This window comes from Lacibacter cauensis, from assembly GCF_007830055.1.
Classification (GTDB): Bacteria; Bacteroidota; Bacteroidia; order Chitinophagales; family Chitinophagaceae; genus Lacibacter; species Lacibacter cauensis.
In genome coordinates this window covers 406,034-426,796 of sequence record NZ_VLLE01000003.1, presented here as the reverse complement: position 1 = coordinate 426,796, position 20,763 = coordinate 406,034, and the positions used below count along the sequence as shown (strand labels likewise).

Below are 20,763 nucleotides of genomic sequence, written 5' to 3'. Positions count from 1 at the left end.
ATTTTCCAAATACAAAAATCCCTCCGGCTGGCGGAGGGATGGTTTATAACATTTCTTTAGTTTTTGACTGTTTCGCCGAGGATGATTTTGATGGCAGAACAGCTGCGGTACTCATCTTCAATTTGCACATAAAAGGTTTTCGAGTTTTTCAGAAACCACTTCTGCAATTCCTTCTCCTTCTTCTCTTCTAATGCACGACCTGCAATTTTGCTGTAATCATCTGTAATGTTTTCTCTGTGCGGAGCTGTACGGCTTACCAGGTAAATTAAACGAACGCCTTTTTTACCCTGTGGATCGGTAAATGTAACAGGCTGTGAATAATCGCCCGGTTTCAGCTTTTCCAGCAAAGGCACCATGTCCTTATCCAGTTCATCGATGGTGATAATGGCTGTACCATCTTTTCCACGCATCATACCTGCAGTAAACTTCGAGTTGTCATCATCCGAATACTTATTCACCGCTTCACCAAACTTCATAGAACCGGTAATGAGCTTTGCACGAACTGTATCGAGTTTGTTGATTGCATCTTTAATATCGGGCTCATTAATACGTGGTATTTTGAGAATATGACGTACCGTTACCTCATCGCCGTTACGGGATAAACACTGGATAATATGGTACCCGAATTTGGATTTGATCACACGTGAAATCTGTCCCTCTTTCAAACTCATAGCCGTATTGTAGAAAGTAGGATCCCATTGGTTATCGCCACGGTTTAATACATACATACCTGCGTTTTCTTTTGCACCGGGATCATCGCTGTACTGCGATGCAAGGAATTCCATTTTTTTGGTGCCTGCCTCAACCTGCCGTTTAAATTCTTTCAGTTCTTCTTGTGCATACTCCTCCATTTCACGGCCCGCTTTGGGATACACGATTATTTCACCGATTTCTAATTCTGTTTCATAAAAAGCCAGACTATCTTTCGGAATCTTATTAAAATAAGCACGCACCTCTGTTGGAGTAATTTTTACATTCTCAACTATTTTACTACGCATAGCACTCGCCAGCTTATTTTCCTTGATGGGGTCACGCATTTCTTCACGAAACTGGTAAATGGTTTTACCCGTAATCTGCTCAATCACTTCCTTTGAACCGTATTGTTGAATGAAATAACGGATACGGTTATCTAAGTCCCCTTCAATTTCTTCATCACTCACAGGCAATGAATCTTTCTCTGCCTGTATCGCCAGCATTTTATTAATTACCAGCTGTTGCATCAAATAACAGGGAGCATCGGGTGGCAACTCATACTCTTTACTTTTTGCATCGTTGATCTGGTTGTCGATATCAGACTTGAGTACAATACGATCGCCAACAACAGCAATAATTTTATCGGCAGTAACTTTTTTTACCTGCGCCTGCGCTGCAAAGGCTACGAGTACTGCTAAAACCGTTAATACTTTTTTCATTATTTAAGAAAGATGAGGATCAAAAGTAACAGAGATGACTGTTGTGTGTACACAGTCATCTCTGTTTTAACATTCTGTTTCTATACTTTACGCTTTTACAGTGTGCGTTTTACTTCTTCCTGTTCAAAGGCTACGATGGTATCGCCAACGTTCAGATCTGCAAAGTTTTTAATGGTTAAACCACACTCCATATTTGAAGCCACTTCTTTTGCATCGTCTTTAAAACGCTTCAAGCTGCCGAGTTCTGCAAAACCACCTTCGGTACGTGGGTACACCAACACACCATCACGGAAGAGACGGATCTTGGAATCACGCTTCAGCTTACCCTCCAGTACATAACAACCGGCAACAGTTGCTTTATCGAACTTGTACACTTCACGTATTTCAACTGTGGCAACTTCTTTCTCGGTGATCTTCGGTTCCAATAAACCTTCCATCGCACTCTTCACTTCCTCAATGGCATTATAGATGATGGAGTAGTTCTTGATCTGTACACCTTCCTGCTCTGCCAAACGTGCCGCCTGTAATGAAGGACGTACGTTAAAACCAATCAGGATTGCATCTGAAGCGCTGGCCAATGTTACATCGGCTTCAGAAATCTGACCCACAGCTTTCAACACAACATTCACTGCAATTTCTTCTGTAGAAAGTTTCTGTAACGAATCGGTTAAGGCCTCTACCGAACCATCCACGTCACCTTTAATGATAAGGTTAAGTTCTTTAAAGTTGCCGAGTGCCAAACGGCGACCGATTTCATCCAGCGTAATATGCTTCTTGGTACGTATACCTTGTTCACGCAATATTTGTGCACGACGGCCGGCAATTTCTTTAGCTTCGGCTTCATCCTCATACATTTTGAATTTCTCACCCGCCTGCGGTGCACCATTTAAGCCGAGTATCTGTACGGGAGTTGAAGGACCTGCAACATCAATACGCTGGTTGCGTTCGTTGAACATGGCTTTAACACGACCGTAATACTGACCCGATACAATCAAATCGCCTTGACGGAGTGTACCATTCTGCACAAGTACCGTTGCTACATAACCACGGCCTTTATCAAGCGACGCTTCGATAATTGAACCGGAACCCTCTCTGTTGGGGTTAGCCTTCAGTTCGAGCAATTCTGCTTCAAGCAATATTTTTTCGAGAAGCTTATCTACATTCAACCCTTTTTTAGCAGAGAGTTCCTGGCTTTGGTATTTACCGCCCCACTCTTCTACAAGGATGTTCATTTGCGATAACTGCTCGTAAATTTTTTGCGGGTTGGCACCGTCTTTATCGATTTTGTTGACTGCAAAAATCATTGGTACGCCTGCTGCCTGTGCGTGGCTGATAGCCTCTTTTGTTTGCGGCATCACCGCATCATCGGCCGCAACAACAATAATTGCAATATCCGTCACTTTTGCACCACGGGCACGCATGGCCGTAAATGCTTCGTGACCCGGTGTATCGAGGAAGGTGATTTTTTTACCTTCTGCATTGGTTACTTCATACGCACCAATGTGTTGGGTAATACCTCCGGCCTCGCCCGATACTACGTTTGCATTACGGATATAATCGAGCAATGAAGTTTTACCGTGATCTACGTGACCCATGATGGTAACAATAGGTGCACGTGGTTGCAGGCTTTCTTCATCATCCATTTCCTCTTCTTCTTCCATTTCGGCCTGCTTCTCCATATCGATGAACTCTACTTCAAAGCCAAATTCACCGGCAACAAGTTCAATTACTTCTGCATCCAAACGCTGGTTAATCGACACCATCATACCAAGGCTGAAACATTTTGCCACAACATCGGTAGCAGAAACATCCATTAAGCTTGCCAATTCGGCTGCACTCACAAACTCAGTTACCTGCAGTTTGTTATCTTCTGCACCTTCGGCCATGTTATCGGCCATTTCATCACGCTTCAGCTTACGGTATTTTGCCTTCAGGCTCTTACCACGACCACCTTGTCCCGCAAGTTTCGCCTGCGTTTCACGGAGTTTTTCCTGAATTTCTTTTTCGTCAATCACCTTATCTTCTCTTCTCACCTGGATGCGGCCACGATCGTTGCGGTTACCACCCTGGTTAGGACCACCCGGGCCTCTGCGTTGCTGACCACCTTGCTGTTGTCCGCCACGGTTTTGATAGCCGCCTTGTTGGCCTCCTTGCTGCCCCTCGCCTTGTGCAGGTTGCGATCCTTTTTTATCAATAGGAATACGCTTGCGCTTGCGCTTTTCTTTATCTAATGCAGGTTTAGGTCTAGTATCAGGATTAACGGGCAATTCAATTTTGCCGAGAATTTTCGGACCTTCCAGCTTTTCGGCCTTGATATTTTCGATCACCACTTCTTCTTCCTCTTCGGTTGCAGGTTGCTGCTCAACAACTGGCTGAGGTGCAGGTGCTGCAGCCTCTTCCTTCTTCACGATTTCAATGCGTGGTTCGTCTTCTTTCTTACGCTTCTCAACTTTTTTGGGCTTGGTTGAAGAATCGATTTTATCCAGATCAATTTTTGCAATGATCTTCGGACCCTCTACTTCCGGTGCTTCAATTTTAATTACCTCAGGCTCTTTCGGAATTTCCTTTTCTTCTTCTTTCGGCACTTCTTCTTTTGCTACTACAGGCGCCGGTGTTTCTTCCACCACAACCGGTTTCACTTCTTCCACAACCGCTGCCGGTTCTTCTTCCTGTACAACCGGTTTTGCTTCTTCTACCTTCGGCTCTTCCTTCTTCTTAACAACTTCTTTCTTGAAAGAAATTTCTTCCTCTTCTTTTTTCTTTTTCAGATCGGACATACCACCTTTCGGAATTTCGATCTGATCACTTTTTGCTTTCGCCAGTTTATCAGATGAAAACTCCGACTGCAAGGCACGATACATTGCTTCTGTAAGCTTTGCAGTAGGTTTTAAATCGTCTTTACTGAAACCTTTTGCGGCCAAAAAGTCGATAAGGGTATCCTTACCAATATTAAACTCCTTGGCAGCGGCCATTAAACGTGGTGTATTACTTTCTGACATAATTTCTTTCCCTGCACTTGCTTGCAATGAAGGGAACAACTTGTTTAATTGTTTAAATAAATCTTATTGCGATAACCTTTAAAGGTTATTCTTTTTCGAATTCTTCCTTCAACACTCTGCGTACTTCTTCAATGGTTTCTTTTTCGAGATCTGTACGGCGTTCAAGCTCTTCGGTAGTAAGCTCCAGTACGCTGCGTGCAGTATCGCAACCAATACGCTTCAACTCATCAATTACCCAACCATCAATCTCATCTGTAAATTCATCCAGATCGATATCAAATTCGTTGGTTTCTTCTTCCGTATCACGGTATACATCAATTTCATAGCCTGTTAACTCGCACGCCAGTTTAATGTTTACACCACGCTTACCGATAGCCAGAGAAACCTGATCGGGTTTCAGATAAACTTCTGCGTGTTTACCATCCTGGTCAATATCCATGCTGGTAATTCTTGCAGGTGTTAAAGAACGTTGAATGAGCAGGTTGATGTTGTTGGTAAAATTAATTACATCAATGTTCTCATTCTTCAGCTCACGTACAATACCGTGGATACGGCTACCCTTCATACCAACGCAGGCACCCACCGGATCAATACGGTCGTCGAAGCTTTCTACAGCAACTTTTGCTCTTTCGCCCGGCTCACGAACGATTTTGCGGATAACGATCAAGCCATCAAAAATTTCAGGCACCTCAATTTCAAGCAATTTAGCAAGGAACAACGGACTTGTTCTTGATAAAATGATTACGGGTGCATTATTTTTTAATTCTACTTTCTTAATAACGGCACGGATATTTTCGCCTTTCTTGAAATAATCCTGCGGAATCTGTTCGCTTTTAGGTAACAACAGTTCGTTGCCTTCTTCATCTAACAGCAATACTTCTTTCTTCCATACCTGGTAAACTTCTGCAGAAATAATTTCGCCGATACGATCGCCATACTTTTTAACCAGTACGTTTTTCTTTAAATCGCCGATACGGCTTGCCAGTGTTTGCTTTGCAGCAAGAATAGCACGGCGGCCGAAATCGTGAATATCTACATCTTCGTATAATTCTTCGCCTACTTCGTAGTCAGGTTCAATCTTAACAGCATCGCTGTATGCAATCTGTGCCAATGGATCTTCCACCTGTCCGTCTTCCACGATTGTACGACGACGCATGATTTCCAAGTCACCTTTTTCAGTGTTTACAATTACGTCGAAGTTATCATCGCTTCCGTATTTTTTACGAAGCAAGGTTTTAAATACATCTTCCAGCACCTTCATCATCGTGGGGCGGTCAATATTTTCCGCATCCTTAAACTCCTGGAAACTCTCAATAAGATTGATACTTGCCATAACTCTGTTTTTTAAATACAACGGTTGTTTTCAATGTTTGCAACCGAAATCAGTTAAATACAATTTGAATTTTAGTTGATTTAATATCTGCATACGCAAGTGTGTGTTGCAACACCTCCTGCTTTTTCCCTTTTCCTTTGGTTTCTTCTACCGTTACTTCGGTTTCGCCTGCCGCAAGCAATTTGCCGTTTACTTTACGTCCGTCTTTTAAAATTACTTCTACCGGCCGGCCTACATTTTTGAGGTATTGGCGGGTAAGCTTAAGCGGTTCTTCCAGGCCCGGCGATGATACTTCGAGCGAAAAATCGCCTTCACTAAACATAGCCGCTTCTTCAATTTGCTTGTACAACGCTCTATTATAAGCAATACAACGGCTGATAGGCATTCCTGCATCGCCATCAACAAATATCTGGATGTTGTTACCCGGTTTCAGCTTTAGATCTACCAAAAACGCATCAGCATCGTTGCTGATGAGTTCTTCGGCCATTTGCCTGATGGTTGCTGCTTTTTGTTCTAAATTCATGTAAGGAAAATAAAGAAGGGAACGTATCCGTTCCCTTCCACTGCTTCTTTTATCCGGTGCAAAAGTAGCATAATGCCGATGAATTGAAAAATTAATTTTAACCGGTTGCGAAATGGCTTTAGGGGATTGTTCACAAAAGCTGCTTCCGGATTCGTTTATCTTTGCAGTATGATACGCTATTTGCTTTTCGGACTTCTTATTTATTTTTTATACCGGTTCATTTTCAACTTTATTATACCCGTTACAAGAGCTACCCGTGAAATGCGGAGTAAAATGACCGAATTTCAAAACCGTATGCAGGAGCAACAGCATGGTTTTGCCACACAACGCCCCGAACCGGTAAAGGAATCACCCAAAGCAAAAGAAGGCGATTATATTGATTTTGAGGAAGTAAAATAATTTAAACAAAGCTCAGGGCACAACATCCAAATTCCATGCAGGTTGGTTGAGACTATTTTGGACATTGGATTATTACAAACCCAACGCCTCCACCCTCATGCCCGGCTGCAGATGAACAGTTTGCATACCCAGTGCTGCTGCAGCCTCAATATTATTAATACTGTCATCAATAAACAAGGTAGCAGCAGCATCGAGCGAATGTTTATTTAATACATACTCAAAAGCTGACGCATTGGGTTTGCGATGACCAATGCGGTGCGAATAATAGGCTGCATCAAATAAGGCATCGAATGCTTGTTCTTTTTTCAACAACCCATATCTGCGCTGAAACTCCTGCAAATGAATTTCATTGGTATTGCTCAACAGGTAGAGCTCGTATTTGCTGCGTAGCTGAGGTAATACGGCCAGGCTTTCCAACCTGAAATCGAGCAACAAAGCATTCCAGGCATCACGTATCTGTTCGTCTGCTAACAACATCCCGGTTTCCGACCGGAACTCATCATAGAACAACTCTTCGTCCACTCCCGTTTCCAGCTTTTTAAACAATGCGTTGCTGTGAAACTGGTTGAACAGACTTGCAAAATTGTTCACGCCCAAATCTGCGAACGCTTTTTCCGTTAACCTGAAATCGATATCGAGTAAGACGCCGCCCAAGTCGAAAATAATTGCTGTAACTGTTTGCATGTTGCAAAGAAAATATATCGGCAGCAGTATTCGGCAAACAGGTTTTGTGTACCTAAAAATTAGCTTATAAATAATCCGCTTACGATACACCTATTTTTCTATCTTTGCCCCCGCCCAAAAGGCCGGATCCTTAGCTCAGACGGTTAGAGCATCTGACTCATAATCAGAGGGTCGTAGGTTCAAATCCTACAGGATCCACAAAACAATCCTTTTAATTGCCGGTAAGACAGGAAGACGGAAAGCAAGCGTAATACTTCCCGCCTTAACATCTTTCCGGCAGTTTTTTTAAAAACGGCTTTAACCTTTGCTTAACCGATAAGCAAATACATTTGCCTCTTTACAATTATGAAGAAATTATTACTGTTCACGTTGCTGGCTGTTACGGTTGTATCGTTACAGGCGCAGGAAACCGAAACAAAAAAGAAAAAGAAAGACTGGTCGAAAGTAAATCTTGGTAATCGTCCAAAAGATCATCTTATTTTCCAGGTAGGTTATTTAAACTGGCTACAAAAACCAGATACCATTGCTACTGCCGGTTTTGCCCGTTCGGTAAACGCATACTTTTCGTTCGACTTTCCGTTTAAAACCGATCCCCGTTTCAGTGTTGGGTTAGGTGCAGGTGTTGGAGCCGATAACATGTTCTTTAACAGAAATGCAGGCCGCAACCTGAATATCGTTAGCACCAATGGTTTCAGCTTTGCAAAAAATACAGGTAAGGACACGGTCATCCGCTATAAGTCTATTAAGCTGGCTACGGTATATTTAGAAGCACCGGTTGAACTTCGCTTTATGGTTGACCCGGCGAACCCTAATAAAAGTCTCAAGTTTGCATTGGGTATGAAGATTGGTACCATGATCAGCGCCACCGACAAAACAAGATTTACAAAAGACGCTGCGGGTAATACTGCTTATACATTAAAAGAAAAAAGCCGCAACAATTTTAATAACCTGCGCCTTGCAGCTACTGCAAGAATCGGATTCGGCAACTTTGGTGTTTTTGCTCAGTACCAGTTAAACGATATGATTAAAGAAGGACAAGGCCCGAACATGATCCGCCCAATGACTGTTGGTATTACATTAACCGGTTTGTAAGATTTTTTTTTGATCGCAATACAAAGCCTCTGCACACGCAGAGGCTTTTTTGTTAGCCATACCCGCCAACTTAGTTACCTTTGCCCACTGAATTTTATACAACGTGATTGATCGTAAACAGGAGATACAGAAAGAAGAACGTGCCGTAATTGTTGGCGTGGTTCAAAAAGGACAAACGGACCTGCAGGTAGAAGAGTACCTGGATGAACTTGCTTTTTTAGCCGAAACAGCAGGAGCAATTACCGTAAAACGGTTTATGCAAAAACTCTCTCACCCCGATAGTAAAACCTTTGTGGGTAAGGGTAAGTTGCAGGAAATTAAAACCTATGTGCAGGAGCGCAATATTACACTGGTCATTTTTGACGATGAGCTTACAGGCGCACAAATTATGAATATTGAAAAGGAGCTCGGTATTTATACCATCGACCGAAGCGATCTGATCCTCGATATTTTTGCACGCCGTGCTAAAACGGCACAGGCCAAAACACAGGTTGAGCTGGCGCAGTATCAATACATTTTACCAAGGCTGAAAGGGATGTGGAAACACCTTGAGCGGCAAGGTGGTGGCGTAGGTACAAGAGGCCCTGGTGAAACAGAAATTGAAACCGACCGTCGTATTGTAAAAGATAAAATTGCGTTGCTCCGTAAACGTTTGGCCGAAATTGATAAGCAGGCTTTCACCCAACGAAAAGACAGAGGCGAATTTATTCGTGTGGCATTGGTGGGTTATACCAACGTGGGCAAAAGCACACTCATGAATATTTTAAGTAAGCGTGATGTGTTTGCAGAAAATAAACTGTTTGCTACGCTCGATACAACCACAAGTAAAGTGGTGTTTGAAAACACGCCTTTCCTGTTAAGCGATACGGTCGGGTTCATCCGCAAACTGCCGCACCATTTGGTGGAGAGTTTTAAAAGTACCCTCGACGAAGTGCGTGAAAGCGATGTACTGCTGCATGTGGTAGATATTTCGCATCCACAGTACGAAGACCATATGGCGGTTGTAAATAAAACGCTGCAGGATCTGAAATGCCACGACAAACCGGTTATCACCATTTTCAACAAAATGGATCTGTATGAAAAATCTCATTTCGACGAATGGCTGGAAGATGAAATAAAAGAAACCATTTTGCAGGAGCTGAAAGAACGCTGGGAAAACGACACACAAGGACAATGTGTGTTTGTATCTGCAACCGAAAAGCGCAACCTCAACGAACTGCGTACACAAATTCTGGAAAGTGTACGCCAGCTTTACAAAATCCGTTATCCGTACAAAACAGAATACTTGTATTAATGCCTGCCGAAAAAAAATATACCTGGCATAAAATTGCAGAAGGCCTTCATGATTTTCCGTGGACTGACAACAAACTCTGCGAAATAGAAGTAAAAGGTAAAACCATTTGTATTGCACAACATAACCAAGAGGTTTATGCCTGCGCACATAAATGCCCCCATGCCGGTGGCCATATGGCCGACGGGTTTCTGGATGCATTGGGCAATATTGTTTGTCCGCTGCACCGCTACAAGTTTAATGTAAGCAACGGACGTAATGTTAGCGGCGAAGGATACTACCTTAAAACCTATCCGGTTGAAAAAAGAGAAGACGGTCTTTATATAGGCCTGGAAGAAAATTCTTTTTTCAGCTTTTTTAAATAAAAAAAGTTTGTCCGAATAACAAACAAAAAACCAAATTCCCCTATTTTTGCATCCCCGAAAGGGAAAGTATTCCTCCTTAGCTCAGTTGGTTAGAGCATCTGACTGTTAATCAGAGGGTCTCAGGTTCAAGTCCTGAAGGGGGAGCAAAAAGTTAAGCAGTTGTGGATTATTTCACAACTGTTTTTTTTGTGCATATAGGGAACTTTCAAATCAAATGTGGGGTACTGGCATGTCAAAATCCTGCAGCAGAAAACATAAACGGTCTATTACTTGTAAATTCAGCCAAAACAAGCGGAACTTAATTGAAGCTATATAAAAGATGAAATTATGAGGACCAGAGTAACACTTATTTTACTGTTGAGTGCATGCTTATCCTGTTCAACGCCACACAACAAACAACAAAAAACGATGGTAACGTCAGAAACAAAGGATTGGAAATCCGAGATTGAGAGCACATTAAATTTATATGGTCATCGAAATTGGATCGTGATTGCAGACGCCGCTTACCCACAACAAAGTAATCCAGCCATTAAAACAATAAAAATTGATGCCGATCAGACAGAAGCTGTTGCGTTTGTTTTACAGTTAATTGAAAAAGCGAAACATGTAGATGCGAACATTATTATCGATAAAGAAATGGCATTTGTTCCTGAGAATGACGCTGCTGGTATCGAAGCCTATCGAACGAAGCTTAATAAACTATTGCAAGGTAAGCCAGTTAGAAGCATGCTGCATGAGGATATCATTCATGAACTGGATGCAGCTGCAAAACTGTTTAATGTACTCATCATAAAAACAGATTTGGCATTACCTTATACGTCCGTTTTCTTTCAGTTAGAATGCGGTTATTGGAATGCAGAAGCAAAAAAAAACTTAAGAACAAAATTAATTACCAAGTAAGCAACCTAATGCCCCTACATATTCAGACCCTGGTGAAACACGAAAAGCTACTTTGACTTACGTACTAAATAACTGCAGAAAATGACAAATAAAATTTGCTTGCCCCCAATCCAAAACCTGATCAAAATTTTATTGCTTTTACTAGTTGGTTTACCGGTTCGTGTAAAAGCCCAACACAAACCACTGAGTGAGGGCATAACAGTTTTAAAAAAATATGATAAGGAGCATCTTTACCGTATTGCCATGCCAATAGGTGGCATTGGTACGGGAACAGTATCACTGGGGGGAAGTGGAGAATTCAGAGACTGGGAGATTATGAATGTGCCCGCCAAAAATTACAGTACAGTAACCACCGGTAACGACGCCCCTTTTTTTTCGATCTATACAAAAAAGAAGGATGAAGCTCCAAGGTCAAAAGCGCTGTTAGGCCCGATACATTTTGCCGATTACCAACATTACGAAGGCCGTTCTGTTAATCATCATGGATTGCCCCGGTTCAGAAATGCTTCTTTTGAATCGACCTATCCTTTTGGTATCGTAACCTTATCAGACGGCACAATGCCGGTTAACATTAAACTGCTTGCTTACAATCCTTTTATACCAGGCAATGCAGATGCTTCAGGAATTCCAGTTGCCATCATCAAATATGAGGTGGAGAACATCAGCAATGAAACCGTTGAGATATCCATATCAGGAAACATCCGGAATTTTATTGGTAAAGACGGCAGTGAATATACATCAGACTGGAAAGGTGATTATATTCCAACGGGCGCAAAAGAAAACAAAAATGTATATCGCTCCGGTAATAATTATTCGGGCATTTATATGTACTCAGATGGCGTTGATAAAGCATCTCCTGCCTGGGGAACAATGGCACTTACTACACCGATTGAAGAAAATGAAAAAGTTAGTTACAGAACAAGCTCTGCGCAAAATGAATGGGGAAATGCCTTGCTCGACTTTTGGGATGATTTCTCTGCAGATGGAATGCTGACTGAAAAAACGAAATTGATTGACCAAGACCCTATGGCTTCACTTGCTGTTTCAAAAACGCTCAAGGCCGGGGAGAAAAAAACATTCACCTTTTATTTAACATGGCATTTTCCTAACCGGTTTGCATGGTCAAAATCAAACGTTGGCAACTACTACAGCACACAATATGCAGATGCATGGAATGTAATGGAAAAGGAAGTTGACCGGTTGCCAATCTTAACACAGAAAACAATTGAATTTGTAAATGCTTTGATGAGCAGCAGTTATCCGGATGTCATTAAAGAAGCTGCTTTATTCAATTTAAGCACCCTACGTTCACAAACTGTATTTCGCACAGAAGACGGAAAAATGTTTGGATGGGAAGGTGTGATGGACAGATTTGGTTCCTGCAAAGGCTCTTGTACGCATGTTTGGAATTACGAACAAGCCACGCCTTACCTGTTTAATAGTTTAGCCAAAACAATGCGTGAGGTTGAATTTAATTACGCTATGAGAGAAAGCGGGCATATGGGTTTTAGAACTAATCTTCCATTGGTAGAAGCCGGTTCCGGCATTAATGTAGCAGCTGCAGATGGACAAATGGGAACCATTATGAAATTTTATCGTGAATGGCAGCTCTCCGGTGATAAAGACTTTCTGATGAAACATTGGCCGAAAATTAAAACAGCCTTGTCGTATGCATGGATCGAAAACGGCTGGGATGGAAACCAAGATGGAGTGATGGAAGGCGTTCAGCACAACACCATGGATGTTGAATATTTTGGCCCGAATCCGCAAATGCAACTGTGGTATCTCGGAGCATTAAGAGCAGGTGAAGAAATGGCGACCTATTTGAAGGATGCCGCTTTTGCAAAAAAATGCAGAACGCTGTTTCAAAGTGGTTCTAAGTGGACAGATGAGCACCTGTTTAACGGAGAATACTATATTCAAAAAATTCAACCACCTGTAAGTAAAGCTTCTATTCCGAAAGGACAAATGGCAGGAATGGGTACCAAGCAAATTGATAATCCCGATTATCAGTTGGGGTCAGGCTGTTTAGTCGATCAGTTGGTAGGGCAATACATGGCCCACATTTTGGGACTGGGTTACCTGGTTAAGGAGGAACATATCAAGACCACTTTGCAGAGCATCCTGAAATATAATAAGCGGGAAACGATGTTCGAACACTTCAACAATATGCGCTCCTTTGCAATGGGTGAGGAAAAGGCATTACTGATGGCCAGTTGGCCCAAAGGGGGTCGTCCTGCAATTCCGTTCCCCTACTGGTCTGAGGTAATGACCGGATTTGAATACACAGCAGCTATTGGTATGATGTACGAGGGGATGCAACAGGAAGGTCTTGATGTGGTGAAGAATATTCGTGATCGTTACGATGGCCAAAAAAGAAATCCATTCAATGAAGGAGAATGCGGTCATCACTATGCCAGAGCAATGGCTTCCTGGGCAGGCATCATTCAACAGAGCGGCTTTCATTTTTCGGCTGTTGATAAATCGATCAGTTTCACTAATACAGCCGGTAACTATTTTTGGTCAAACGGGAGTGCCTGGGGTATGTGCACGATTGTAAAGACAGACAAAGGTTACCAGGCAAATCTTTCCGTGAAATATGGAAATATAGAATTGAAAAAAATTACGCTTGGAAAAGCGCTGGTTAAAGAACTCAAAGCTGCTGTTATCATAAAAGAGAACGAAAGCTTAACGTTTGAATGGCCAACAGGCACCCGCAATTGATGCCGGGCTTTGCGTGATTTTTTTTCTACGTAAATAAAAAGCTACCTTATTAAATGGAAGCAGGCATTTACATAGAAGCAGTTTTTGAAAATCATACTCCTTCCTGCAACTTTGTAACATGCCTGTAAATAAAAGTGCCGCTATTCGTTACCGCATCATTGATCGTTGCCTGCGTAACCGGCAGCATAAATACCCCAGCAAAGAGTTCATTCGTCAGCGCTGTATGGAAGAGTTGTATGGCGATATGGCCGATGATCTTTCTTTATCAACCATTGAAAAAGATATTATTGCCATGCGGGATGATGCGGGGCTGGGTTACTTCGCCCCCATCAAATATCATCGTCTGCACAAAGGTTATTACTACGAAGACGAACATTACAGTATTGATGCAGTGGGTTTGAACGAAGAGGAAAGTGAAGCACTGCGCAGTGCAGCACATACACTCAGTTTATTTGCGGATGTACCGTTGTTTGAAAACCTGAAAGAAGCAATAGAAAAAATCAACACCCGTCTTTCACTTTCGGCAAACCTGGAAGATCCATCCATTAACCAATATGTACAATTTGAAAAACCGGTTACACAAAAAGGGAAAGACTGGATTAAACCATTGTACGAAGCCATTGTAAACCGGTTGCCGATTACATTTACTTACTTCAATATTTATAAAAACGAAACCCGTACACACGAGCTGGAGCCTTACCTGTTAAAAGAGGTACGCAATAAATGGTACTTAATTGGTTGGACGAACAAACACAACAACTTTACAACCTATGCCCTCGACCGGATTACAGGTATGGACAAGGGTACAAAAGCATTTAAATACCGCCGGGAATTTAATGCAGATGATTTTTTTAAATACTCCACCGGTATTATGGAAGGACCGAAGCCGAAAGAGAAAGTGGTGCTGGAAGTGTATGGTCCTGCTTCACGTATGTTGCAGGTAAGCCCCATGCATCATACCCAAAAAATCATCAAAGATGCAAAGGATCAATTAACCGTTGAGCTGGAAGTAACAGTAACGGAAGAGTTTATTCATCAACTGTTGAGTATTTGCAACGAAATGAAAGTAGTAAAACCTGCATCGCTGAAAAAACGTATGAAAGAAGAACTACAGAAAGCGATGGGATATTATTGAAATTGCACAGCACTTACAGTTAACAATATTCGTATTCGCATTTTCATGTGTCAGACGCTTTTCGAGACGTCAGACACGACGCTTCTTCCTCCACTCCCATGGCGCAACGGGATTGCTTAAACTCCATAAACCGATTTTTTGTTTTCGTGCCAGCTGTTCTGCTGCTGCCAGTTCTTTATTCTTCGAGTATTTTACAAAATGCCAGGCCATTCCTTTTGCAATCATTTCTTTGTTGACCCATCTTTTATTTGCTGTATACACTTCTGCAATTTTACGTTTGTTCCGATCGGTATCGGTTACAACAACAGTAAGCACTTCACCTGCACACAATGTACCCAGCAGTTGTTTAGATGCGGTGCCGAAATCCTGACTTTTCTCCGGTGCATCAATACCGGCTAAACGAATGCGGTGCGTAGTTTTATCAACCAGCAGATCAAACGTATCACCATCAACAATACGAACAGCTTTTCCTTTAAGTGTATAAGATGGAGGTGTTAAGGCCAGCAACGGCAACAAAAATAAAATCACTGCAATACAAGAAAGTGTGCTGTACTTCATGCAACACAAACGCATTAACTGATTTTTTGTTTTTGCAGAAATGCAAAAGAAGTAAGCTTTACTGCATGCTGTTGTTCACGGATGTTCCATTTTTTACAGAAACCAACGGGCACAAGAACAGCATACGCACAATCGATAAAGAATTGTACAAACAAGGCATCACCCTCTCTGCGTTTCGGCATTACAAATGTTTTGCTGATGGTGCCTGTTGCATCTACTAAAATCACTTCCACATCAAAACTATAGCCGAACCAAACCGCACTTTGCTGATCAACACCCGGGAAATGCAATACCAGTGGTTTACGAAACTGGTGCCGACTTCGGTAGTTAAGCGACTGGTAAATTTCGGCTGCAGTAACTGCTTCTTCTGCCTCAACAGGTGCATAACTGCGGTTGCCTTCGCAAATACTGAAATAACATTTGTTGCTGAAAGGAAATGAAAGCTGTTGCATTGTTTGTTCTTTAGAATGTAAAAGAACAAACTCACTTTGCAGTGTATTTGTGGAGTGAACAGAGGCCTAAAAAAAGTTGCCAACCTCATCCTTCAACAGGATTACAAGCTGGCAACCTTACATTCTTGCGTATATCTTTTAGCTTACATATCTGTAATGAGCTTATACTTTGGTACGAGGCTCTTCATGATAACCCAACCGATGAGATAAGCCACAGCACAAAAGCAGAAAATGATAAAATAACCGGCTGGTTTACCCTCAAATCCCAAAAACTGCATGTTCGTTTCACCGGCATATACAAAGAGCTTACCGGCAGATTTTTGCAGCAGCATAGAACCAAGTCCGCCAGCCATACCACCAATACCGGTAACGGTAGCGATAGCCGATTTTGGAAACATATCGCCCACGGTAGAAAAGATATTGGCCGACCAGGACTGGTGCGCCGCACCTCCCAAACCGATCATAATAACCGGCAACCAGGGCGAAATGGTGCCCAACGGTTGTGCCAGCAATACAAGCAACGGTATGAAAGCAAAAATGAGCATGGCTCTCATACGTGCAGCGTATGGATCACGTCCTGTTTTGTGAATGATAATTGAAGGCAGCTTACCGCCAAAAATCGATAACATCGTAATAGCATAGAGCGTAAATACCAATGCAATACCCAACCCCTGCGATGTTTTAATGCCAAACTGTGTATTGAGATACGATGGTGTCCAGAAAAGGAAGAACCACCATACACCATCCGTCATAAACTTACCAACAGCAAACGACCATGTTTGCTTGTACTTGAAACAATCTGCAAGTGTTACTTTCTTTTTGTTGGGATCTTCTGCTTTTTCCGCTTCACCATTTTCATCTCTGTCAGAAAGAATGTATTCCAGTTCTTTCGCATTAACTTTTGGGTGCTCTTCCGGCTTTTTATACATGAATAACCAAAAAGCCATCCACACAAAGCCCAATGCACCAATGATGATGAAGGCCATTTCCCAACTAGTGGCTTTGGCCAATGGCGGAATACTCAATGGAGCCAACAAGGCACCAACCGATGCACCTGCGTTGAAAATACTGGTAGCGAAGGCCCGGTCTTTTTTCGGAAAATATTCTGCAGTTACTTTAATAGCGGCAGGAAAGTTACCCGCTTCGCCAATGGCCAAAATGATACGGGCCACAATAAACGCATACATGCTTACCGTAGAAATAATGACTGCAGTATCGCCAACTGCCTGCATCAATTCCGCAGCTGTATGCAAGCCCACATATTGCTCGGTTACAACTCCGCACAAAGCATGTATACAAGCACCAACAGACCATATACCAATTGCCCAAAGAAACCCTTTCTTCGTACCCATCCAATCGATAAATCTGCCGGCGAACAGCATAGAAACGGCATATACAATAGAAAATATCGAAGTGATGGTACCGTAGTGGTTTTCATCCCAGTGAAATTCCGGTTTGATGAATTCATCCCAGGTTAAGGACAACACCTGTCTGTCGAGGTAGTTAATGGTAGTTGCTACAAACAGGAGTGCCACGATACTCCATCTGTAATTCGACATTTTAGTAATCATATACAAGCTTTAGGTTGAATAAGTAAATCAAGACTTAACGGCCTGAATTACTTCAAGCACCTGTTTTGTTGCTGCTTCAATGGTTGCGTAATCTTTTGCTTCCATTAATTTTTTGCTGATGAGTTTGCTGCCCATACCTACTGCACATACACCGGCTTTGTACCAGCTTTCAATACTTTCTTTCGTTGTATCAACACCACCGGTTGGCATAAACAACAATTTAGGGAAGATATCTTTAATGGTAGTTAAAAACTCTGTACCCAGCATATTACCGGGGAATAACTTAATGAATTTAATACCTGCATTTTCAGCTGCAATAATTTCACTCGGCGTCATACAACCGGGAGCATAGAAAATATCATTCGCAACGCAATACGCTGCCACATCGGGCACAAAACCCGGACTTACTAAAAAGTCGGCACCTGCAGCCATGTAGTCTGTTGCGTGCTGCATATTCTTAATCGTACCAACGCCCAATAATAAACCGGGCATTTCTGCATTACGCAGTTGTACCATTTTGGTAAAGTTGGCCAATGCTGCATCACCACGGTTGGTATACTCCACTGCTTTGATGCCTGCCTTGTAAATCGCTTTTAATACTTCAAGACTCACTTCTTCGCTTGGATTAAAATACAAAGGAAGAATGCCTTGTTGTACGATTGCATCTGTTATTTGTTGTGTCTTGCTCATAATTTGATAGAAACGCTGACAACGCTGGTTAAAGCGGATAAGCGCAGATTTTAATTTATTAATCAGATAACGTGGTTGAACAGATAAGTTCCGTGAATATCCGTTTCAATCTGTGTTATCCGTGTTTCTATTTCTTCACCTTAATCACCAACTTCTTAATTTGTCCTTCACCGATCATGGGTGCATGTACATCTTCAGGAAAGAAGATCGCAAACTGTCCATCGGTGAGTTGAAAATACATATCGGGTGCATCATCATAAAACAACACATCCTTTTCATCGTTGTACTCACCTTTGGGTGATACACATTTTTCTCTTGGTTTCCAGCCAATGGTTTCCACACCGTTGATGCAAAGCTGTATGTCGATATTCTTATTATGACATTCAAATTTCTGCAGACTGGTTTCTTTTGTTTTACCGGGTGCATTGCTGATGATGGCTTTTAACCCTTCTGCAAGCTCACTCTTCCCATCGGCAGCATTTGCCAGGTCGGTTTGCTGAATGTATGCAAACGCTTTGGCGAACAAGGGATGAATGCTGAAGTATTTGTGTGCATTCTGAATAGTATCGATTATCATGGTTTGAAGTTTATGGTTTTAGTTTATAGTTTATGGTTCGCCACTTCAAACCATAAACTATAAACCAGAAACTGTTATTAACGTTGTACACGGCCGCTGCCATCGCCTTTCATCAGGTCTTTTACTTCACCTAATGTTGCGTGGTTAAGGTCGCCGGGGATTGTGTGCTTCAACGCACTTGCAGCCACACCAAACTCAGCAGCTTCGCCCATTGGCATACCTGTTACCAAACCGTAGATCAAACCACTTGCAAATGAATCACCACTACCTACACGGTCAACAATACGTACGTTGTACTTCTTGGTGTGATAGAAATCTGTGCCATTGTACACCAATGCACTCCAGCCGTTGTCACTTGCACTGTAGCTTTCTCTTAAAGATGAAGCAACATATTTGAAGCCGAACTTCGCTACCATCTGTTTCATGATATCCTGGAAGCCATCGAGGTGTAATTCACCTTTGGTAACATCAGTTTCACCAGGTTTAAAGCCAAGTGTTGTCTCTGCATCTTCTTCGTTACCGATACATACATCCACCCATTGGCAGAGATGCGTCATTACCTTTTGCGCTTTCTCTTTGCTCCACAATTTTTTGCGGTAGTTGAGATCGATACTTGTAGTAATGCCTTTTGCTTTTGCAGCTTTCAATGCAGCTTCTGTTAACGCAGCAGCTTTATCGCTCAATGCAGGTGTGATACCGGTAGTATGGAACCAATCTGCACCATCAAAAATTTTATCCCAGTCGAATTCGCTTGCTTCCACTTCTGCAATCGATGCACCTGCACGATCATACACCACTTGCGATGCACGCATCGAAGCACCTGTTTCGAGGAAGTAAATACCTAAACGATCACCTCCTCTTGCAACAAACTGCGTATCCACACCATAACGACGTAAATGGTTAATGGCCGATTGACCAATTGGATTGTTGGGAACTTTAGAAACAAAGGTTCCGTTTAAACCATAGTTACATAATGCAGCAGAAACGTTTGCTTCACCACCACCATAGGTGATATCAAATGTATCGGCTTGTACAAAACGTTTAAAATCGGGTGTTGACAAACGCAACATAATCTCTCCGAGAGTAACTACTTTCTTTGACATGATTGGTTGTATTATTGTTTTAAGAAATTAATGAATGAATTTATTTTAAAGTGGCTACAGGAGCAGGATCCATATCGGTGTACACTAAATTTTCTCCTGCCATTCCCCAAATGAAACCATAGTTGGTAGTACCGCAACCGTAGTGTGTACTCCACGGAGCAGAGATCACCGCTTCGTTATTGGTCATAACCAAATGACGTGTTTCCATTGGGTTGCCCATGAAATGGAACAAACGCTGTCCTTCCGGTAAATCGAAGTACAGGTACACTTCCATTCTGCGTGTATGTGTATGTGGCGGAATAGAATTCCATACACTGCCGGGAGCAAGTACTGTTAATCCCATCACCAGTTGGCAGCTTCTGATACCATCGAGGTGAATGTATTTATACACGGTACGTTTGTTGGCTGTTTCCACTGCACCCAACTCTACAGGTGATGCCTGTTCTTTTGTGTACAATGTATTTGGATAAGTTGCATGCGCCGGTGCAGATAATAAATAAAACACAGCAGGGTTCTTCTTCGATGAAGAAGTAAAACTTACTTTCTGTGTTCCTTTACCGAGATACAAACAGGAAAGTTTATCCAGCTCATATTTCTTACCATCGGCTGTTACAGTTCCTTTGCCACCAATATTGATGATGCCGAGTTCTCTTCTTTCTAAAAAATAATCCGCTCTCAATTCAGGATGATTGGTGAGCGTGATGGCTTTTGCAACGGGCACTGCACCACCAATGATCACACGATCGTAGTGCGAATACACGAGCTTCAGTTTATCGGCCACCATCAAGTCCTTCACTAGGAAATTATCGATGAGTTGCTGTGTGTTGAAGTTCTTTGTTTCTTCCGGACCAACAGCAAAACGAATTTCCATATCGCCATCCATGTACGTATTGCTGTTGTAATCTTTTAACTGCAAAGCAGGAGTTTTTGCTTTTTTTGTTGCCATGTCTTTCTT

19 protein-coding genes and 2 tRNA genes are annotated in these 20,763 nt (G+C 42.2%); 9 read left to right on the top strand and 12 right to left on the bottom strand.

Annotation, left to right across the window (positions count from 1 at the left end):
• Positions 1-56: 56 nt before the first annotated feature.
• From IQ13_RS07090 to IQ13_RS07075, 4 genes are all read right to left on the bottom strand, one after another.
• Entirely contained in the window at positions 57-1,412 is a 1,356-nt protein-coding gene (locus IQ13_RS07090; protein WP_144885411.1) for a peptidylprolyl isomerase, read from the bottom strand.
• A gap of 95 nt (positions 1,413-1,507) precedes the next feature.
• Complete coding sequence (gene infB, locus IQ13_RS07085) at positions 1,508-4,411, bottom strand: translation initiation factor IF-2 (RefSeq protein ID WP_144885408.1); 2,904 nt, start codon at positions 4,409-4,411, stop codon at positions 1,508-1,510.
• Positions 4,412-4,496: 85 nt separating this feature from the next.
• Positions 4,497-5,744 (bottom strand): transcription termination factor NusA, encoded by a 1,248-nt coding sequence (gene nusA / locus IQ13_RS07080; protein WP_144885406.1) that lies wholly within the window; start codon positions 5,742-5,744, stop codon positions 4,497-4,499.
• A 49-nt stretch (positions 5,745-5,793) separates the two neighbouring features.
• Positions 5,794-6,267 carry an LSm family protein gene (locus IQ13_RS07075; RefSeq protein WP_144885404.1) on the bottom strand — a complete coding sequence of 158 codons (474 nt, stop codon included), beginning with the start codon at positions 6,265-6,267 and terminating at the stop codon, positions 5,794-5,796.
• 168 nt (positions 6,268-6,435) lie between these two features.
• Between IQ13_RS07075 and IQ13_RS07070 the strand changes: the two genes are divergently transcribed.
• Positions 6,436-6,666 (top strand): hypothetical protein, encoded by a 231-nt coding sequence (locus IQ13_RS07070; protein WP_144885403.1) that lies wholly within the window; start codon positions 6,436-6,438, stop codon positions 6,664-6,666.
• A gap of 72 nt (positions 6,667-6,738) precedes the next feature.
• Here the strand turns inward: IQ13_RS07070 and IQ13_RS07065 are convergent, their stop codons facing one another.
• A complete protein-coding gene (locus IQ13_RS07065; RefSeq protein ID WP_144885402.1) occupies positions 6,739-7,350 on the bottom strand; it encodes an HAD family hydrolase in 612 nt (203 codons plus the stop codon).
• 124 nt (positions 7,351-7,474) lie between these two features.
• Between IQ13_RS07065 and IQ13_RS07060 the strand changes: the two genes are divergently transcribed.
• The 8 genes from IQ13_RS07060 to IQ13_RS07025 all read left to right on the top strand — a co-directional run bounded on the left by IQ13_RS07060 (position 7,475) and on the right by IQ13_RS07025 (position 14,857).
• A tRNA-Ile gene (locus tag IQ13_RS07060) sits at positions 7,475-7,548 on the top strand.
• A gap of 147 nt (positions 7,549-7,695) precedes the next feature.
• Positions 7,696-8,442, top strand: a complete 747-nt coding sequence (locus IQ13_RS07055) for a hypothetical protein (protein ID WP_144885401.1) — start codon at positions 7,696-7,698, stop codon at positions 8,440-8,442.
• Between the two features lie 103 nt (positions 8,443-8,545).
• Positions 8,546-9,736 (top strand): GTPase HflX, encoded by a 1,191-nt coding sequence (hflX, locus tag IQ13_RS07050; protein ID WP_144885400.1) that lies wholly within the window; start codon positions 8,546-8,548, stop codon positions 9,734-9,736.
• Complete coding sequence (locus tag IQ13_RS07045; RefSeq protein WP_144885399.1) at positions 9,736-10,098, top strand: Rieske (2Fe-2S) protein; 363 nt, start codon at positions 9,736-9,738, stop codon at positions 10,096-10,098. Before hflX ends, IQ13_RS07045 begins: the two co-directional genes overlap by 1 nt.
• A 70-nt stretch (positions 10,099-10,168) precedes the next feature.
• Positions 10,169-10,242: transfer RNA gene (locus IQ13_RS07040), tRNA-Asn, on the top strand.
• A 264-nt stretch (positions 10,243-10,506) separates the two neighbouring features.
• Entirely contained in the window at positions 10,507-10,998 is a 492-nt protein-coding gene (locus IQ13_RS07035; RefSeq protein WP_158637343.1) for an RbsD/FucU domain-containing protein, read from the top strand.
• Between the two features lie 132 nt (positions 10,999-11,130).
• Entirely contained in the window at positions 11,131-13,722 is a 2,592-nt protein-coding gene (locus IQ13_RS07030; RefSeq protein ID WP_199758205.1) for a GH116 family glycosyl-hydrolase, read from the top strand.
• 118 nt (positions 13,723-13,840) lie between these two features.
• On the top strand, positions 13,841-14,857 hold the full coding sequence (locus IQ13_RS07025; RefSeq protein WP_144885396.1) for a helix-turn-helix transcriptional regulator: 1,017 nt from the start codon (positions 13,841-13,843) through the stop codon (positions 14,855-14,857).
• Between the two features lie 69 nt (positions 14,858-14,926).
• Here the strand turns inward: IQ13_RS07025 and IQ13_RS07020 are convergent, their stop codons facing one another.
• From IQ13_RS07020 to kduI, 7 genes are all read right to left on the bottom strand, one after another.
• Entirely contained in the window at positions 14,927-15,430 is a 504-nt protein-coding gene (locus IQ13_RS07020; RefSeq protein WP_144885395.1) for a thermonuclease family protein, read from the bottom strand.
• Positions 15,430-15,867 (bottom strand): hypothetical protein, encoded by a 438-nt coding sequence (locus IQ13_RS07015; protein ID WP_144885394.1) that lies wholly within the window; start codon positions 15,865-15,867, stop codon positions 15,430-15,432. Before IQ13_RS07015 ends, IQ13_RS07020 begins: the two co-directional genes overlap by 1 nt.
• A 143-nt stretch (positions 15,868-16,010) precedes the next feature.
• Positions 16,011-17,438, bottom strand: a complete 1,428-nt coding sequence (locus IQ13_RS07010) for an MFS transporter (RefSeq protein ID WP_144885393.1) — start codon at positions 17,436-17,438, stop codon at positions 16,011-16,013.
• Positions 17,439-17,465: 27 nt separating this feature from the next.
• Entirely contained in the window at positions 17,466-18,128 is a 663-nt protein-coding gene (locus IQ13_RS07005; RefSeq protein ID WP_144885392.1) for a beta/alpha barrel domain-containing protein, read from the bottom strand.
• 127 nt (positions 18,129-18,255) lie between these two features.
• Positions 18,256-18,705 carry a NanQ anomerase/TabA/YiaL family protein gene (locus tag IQ13_RS07000; RefSeq protein ID WP_144885391.1) on the bottom strand — a complete coding sequence of 150 codons (450 nt, stop codon included), beginning with the start codon at positions 18,703-18,705 and terminating at the stop codon, positions 18,256-18,258.
• Between the two features lie 77 nt (positions 18,706-18,782).
• Positions 18,783-19,808: a sugar kinase gene (locus IQ13_RS06995; protein WP_144885390.1), complete on the bottom strand. Its 1,026-nt coding sequence runs from the start codon at positions 19,806-19,808 to the stop codon at positions 18,783-18,785.
• A 40-nt stretch (positions 19,809-19,848) separates the two neighbouring features.
• Entirely contained in the window at positions 19,849-20,754 is a 906-nt protein-coding gene (kduI, locus tag IQ13_RS06990; protein ID WP_242009492.1) for a 5-dehydro-4-deoxy-D-glucuronate isomerase, read from the bottom strand.
• Positions 20,755-20,763 lie beyond the last annotated feature (9 nt).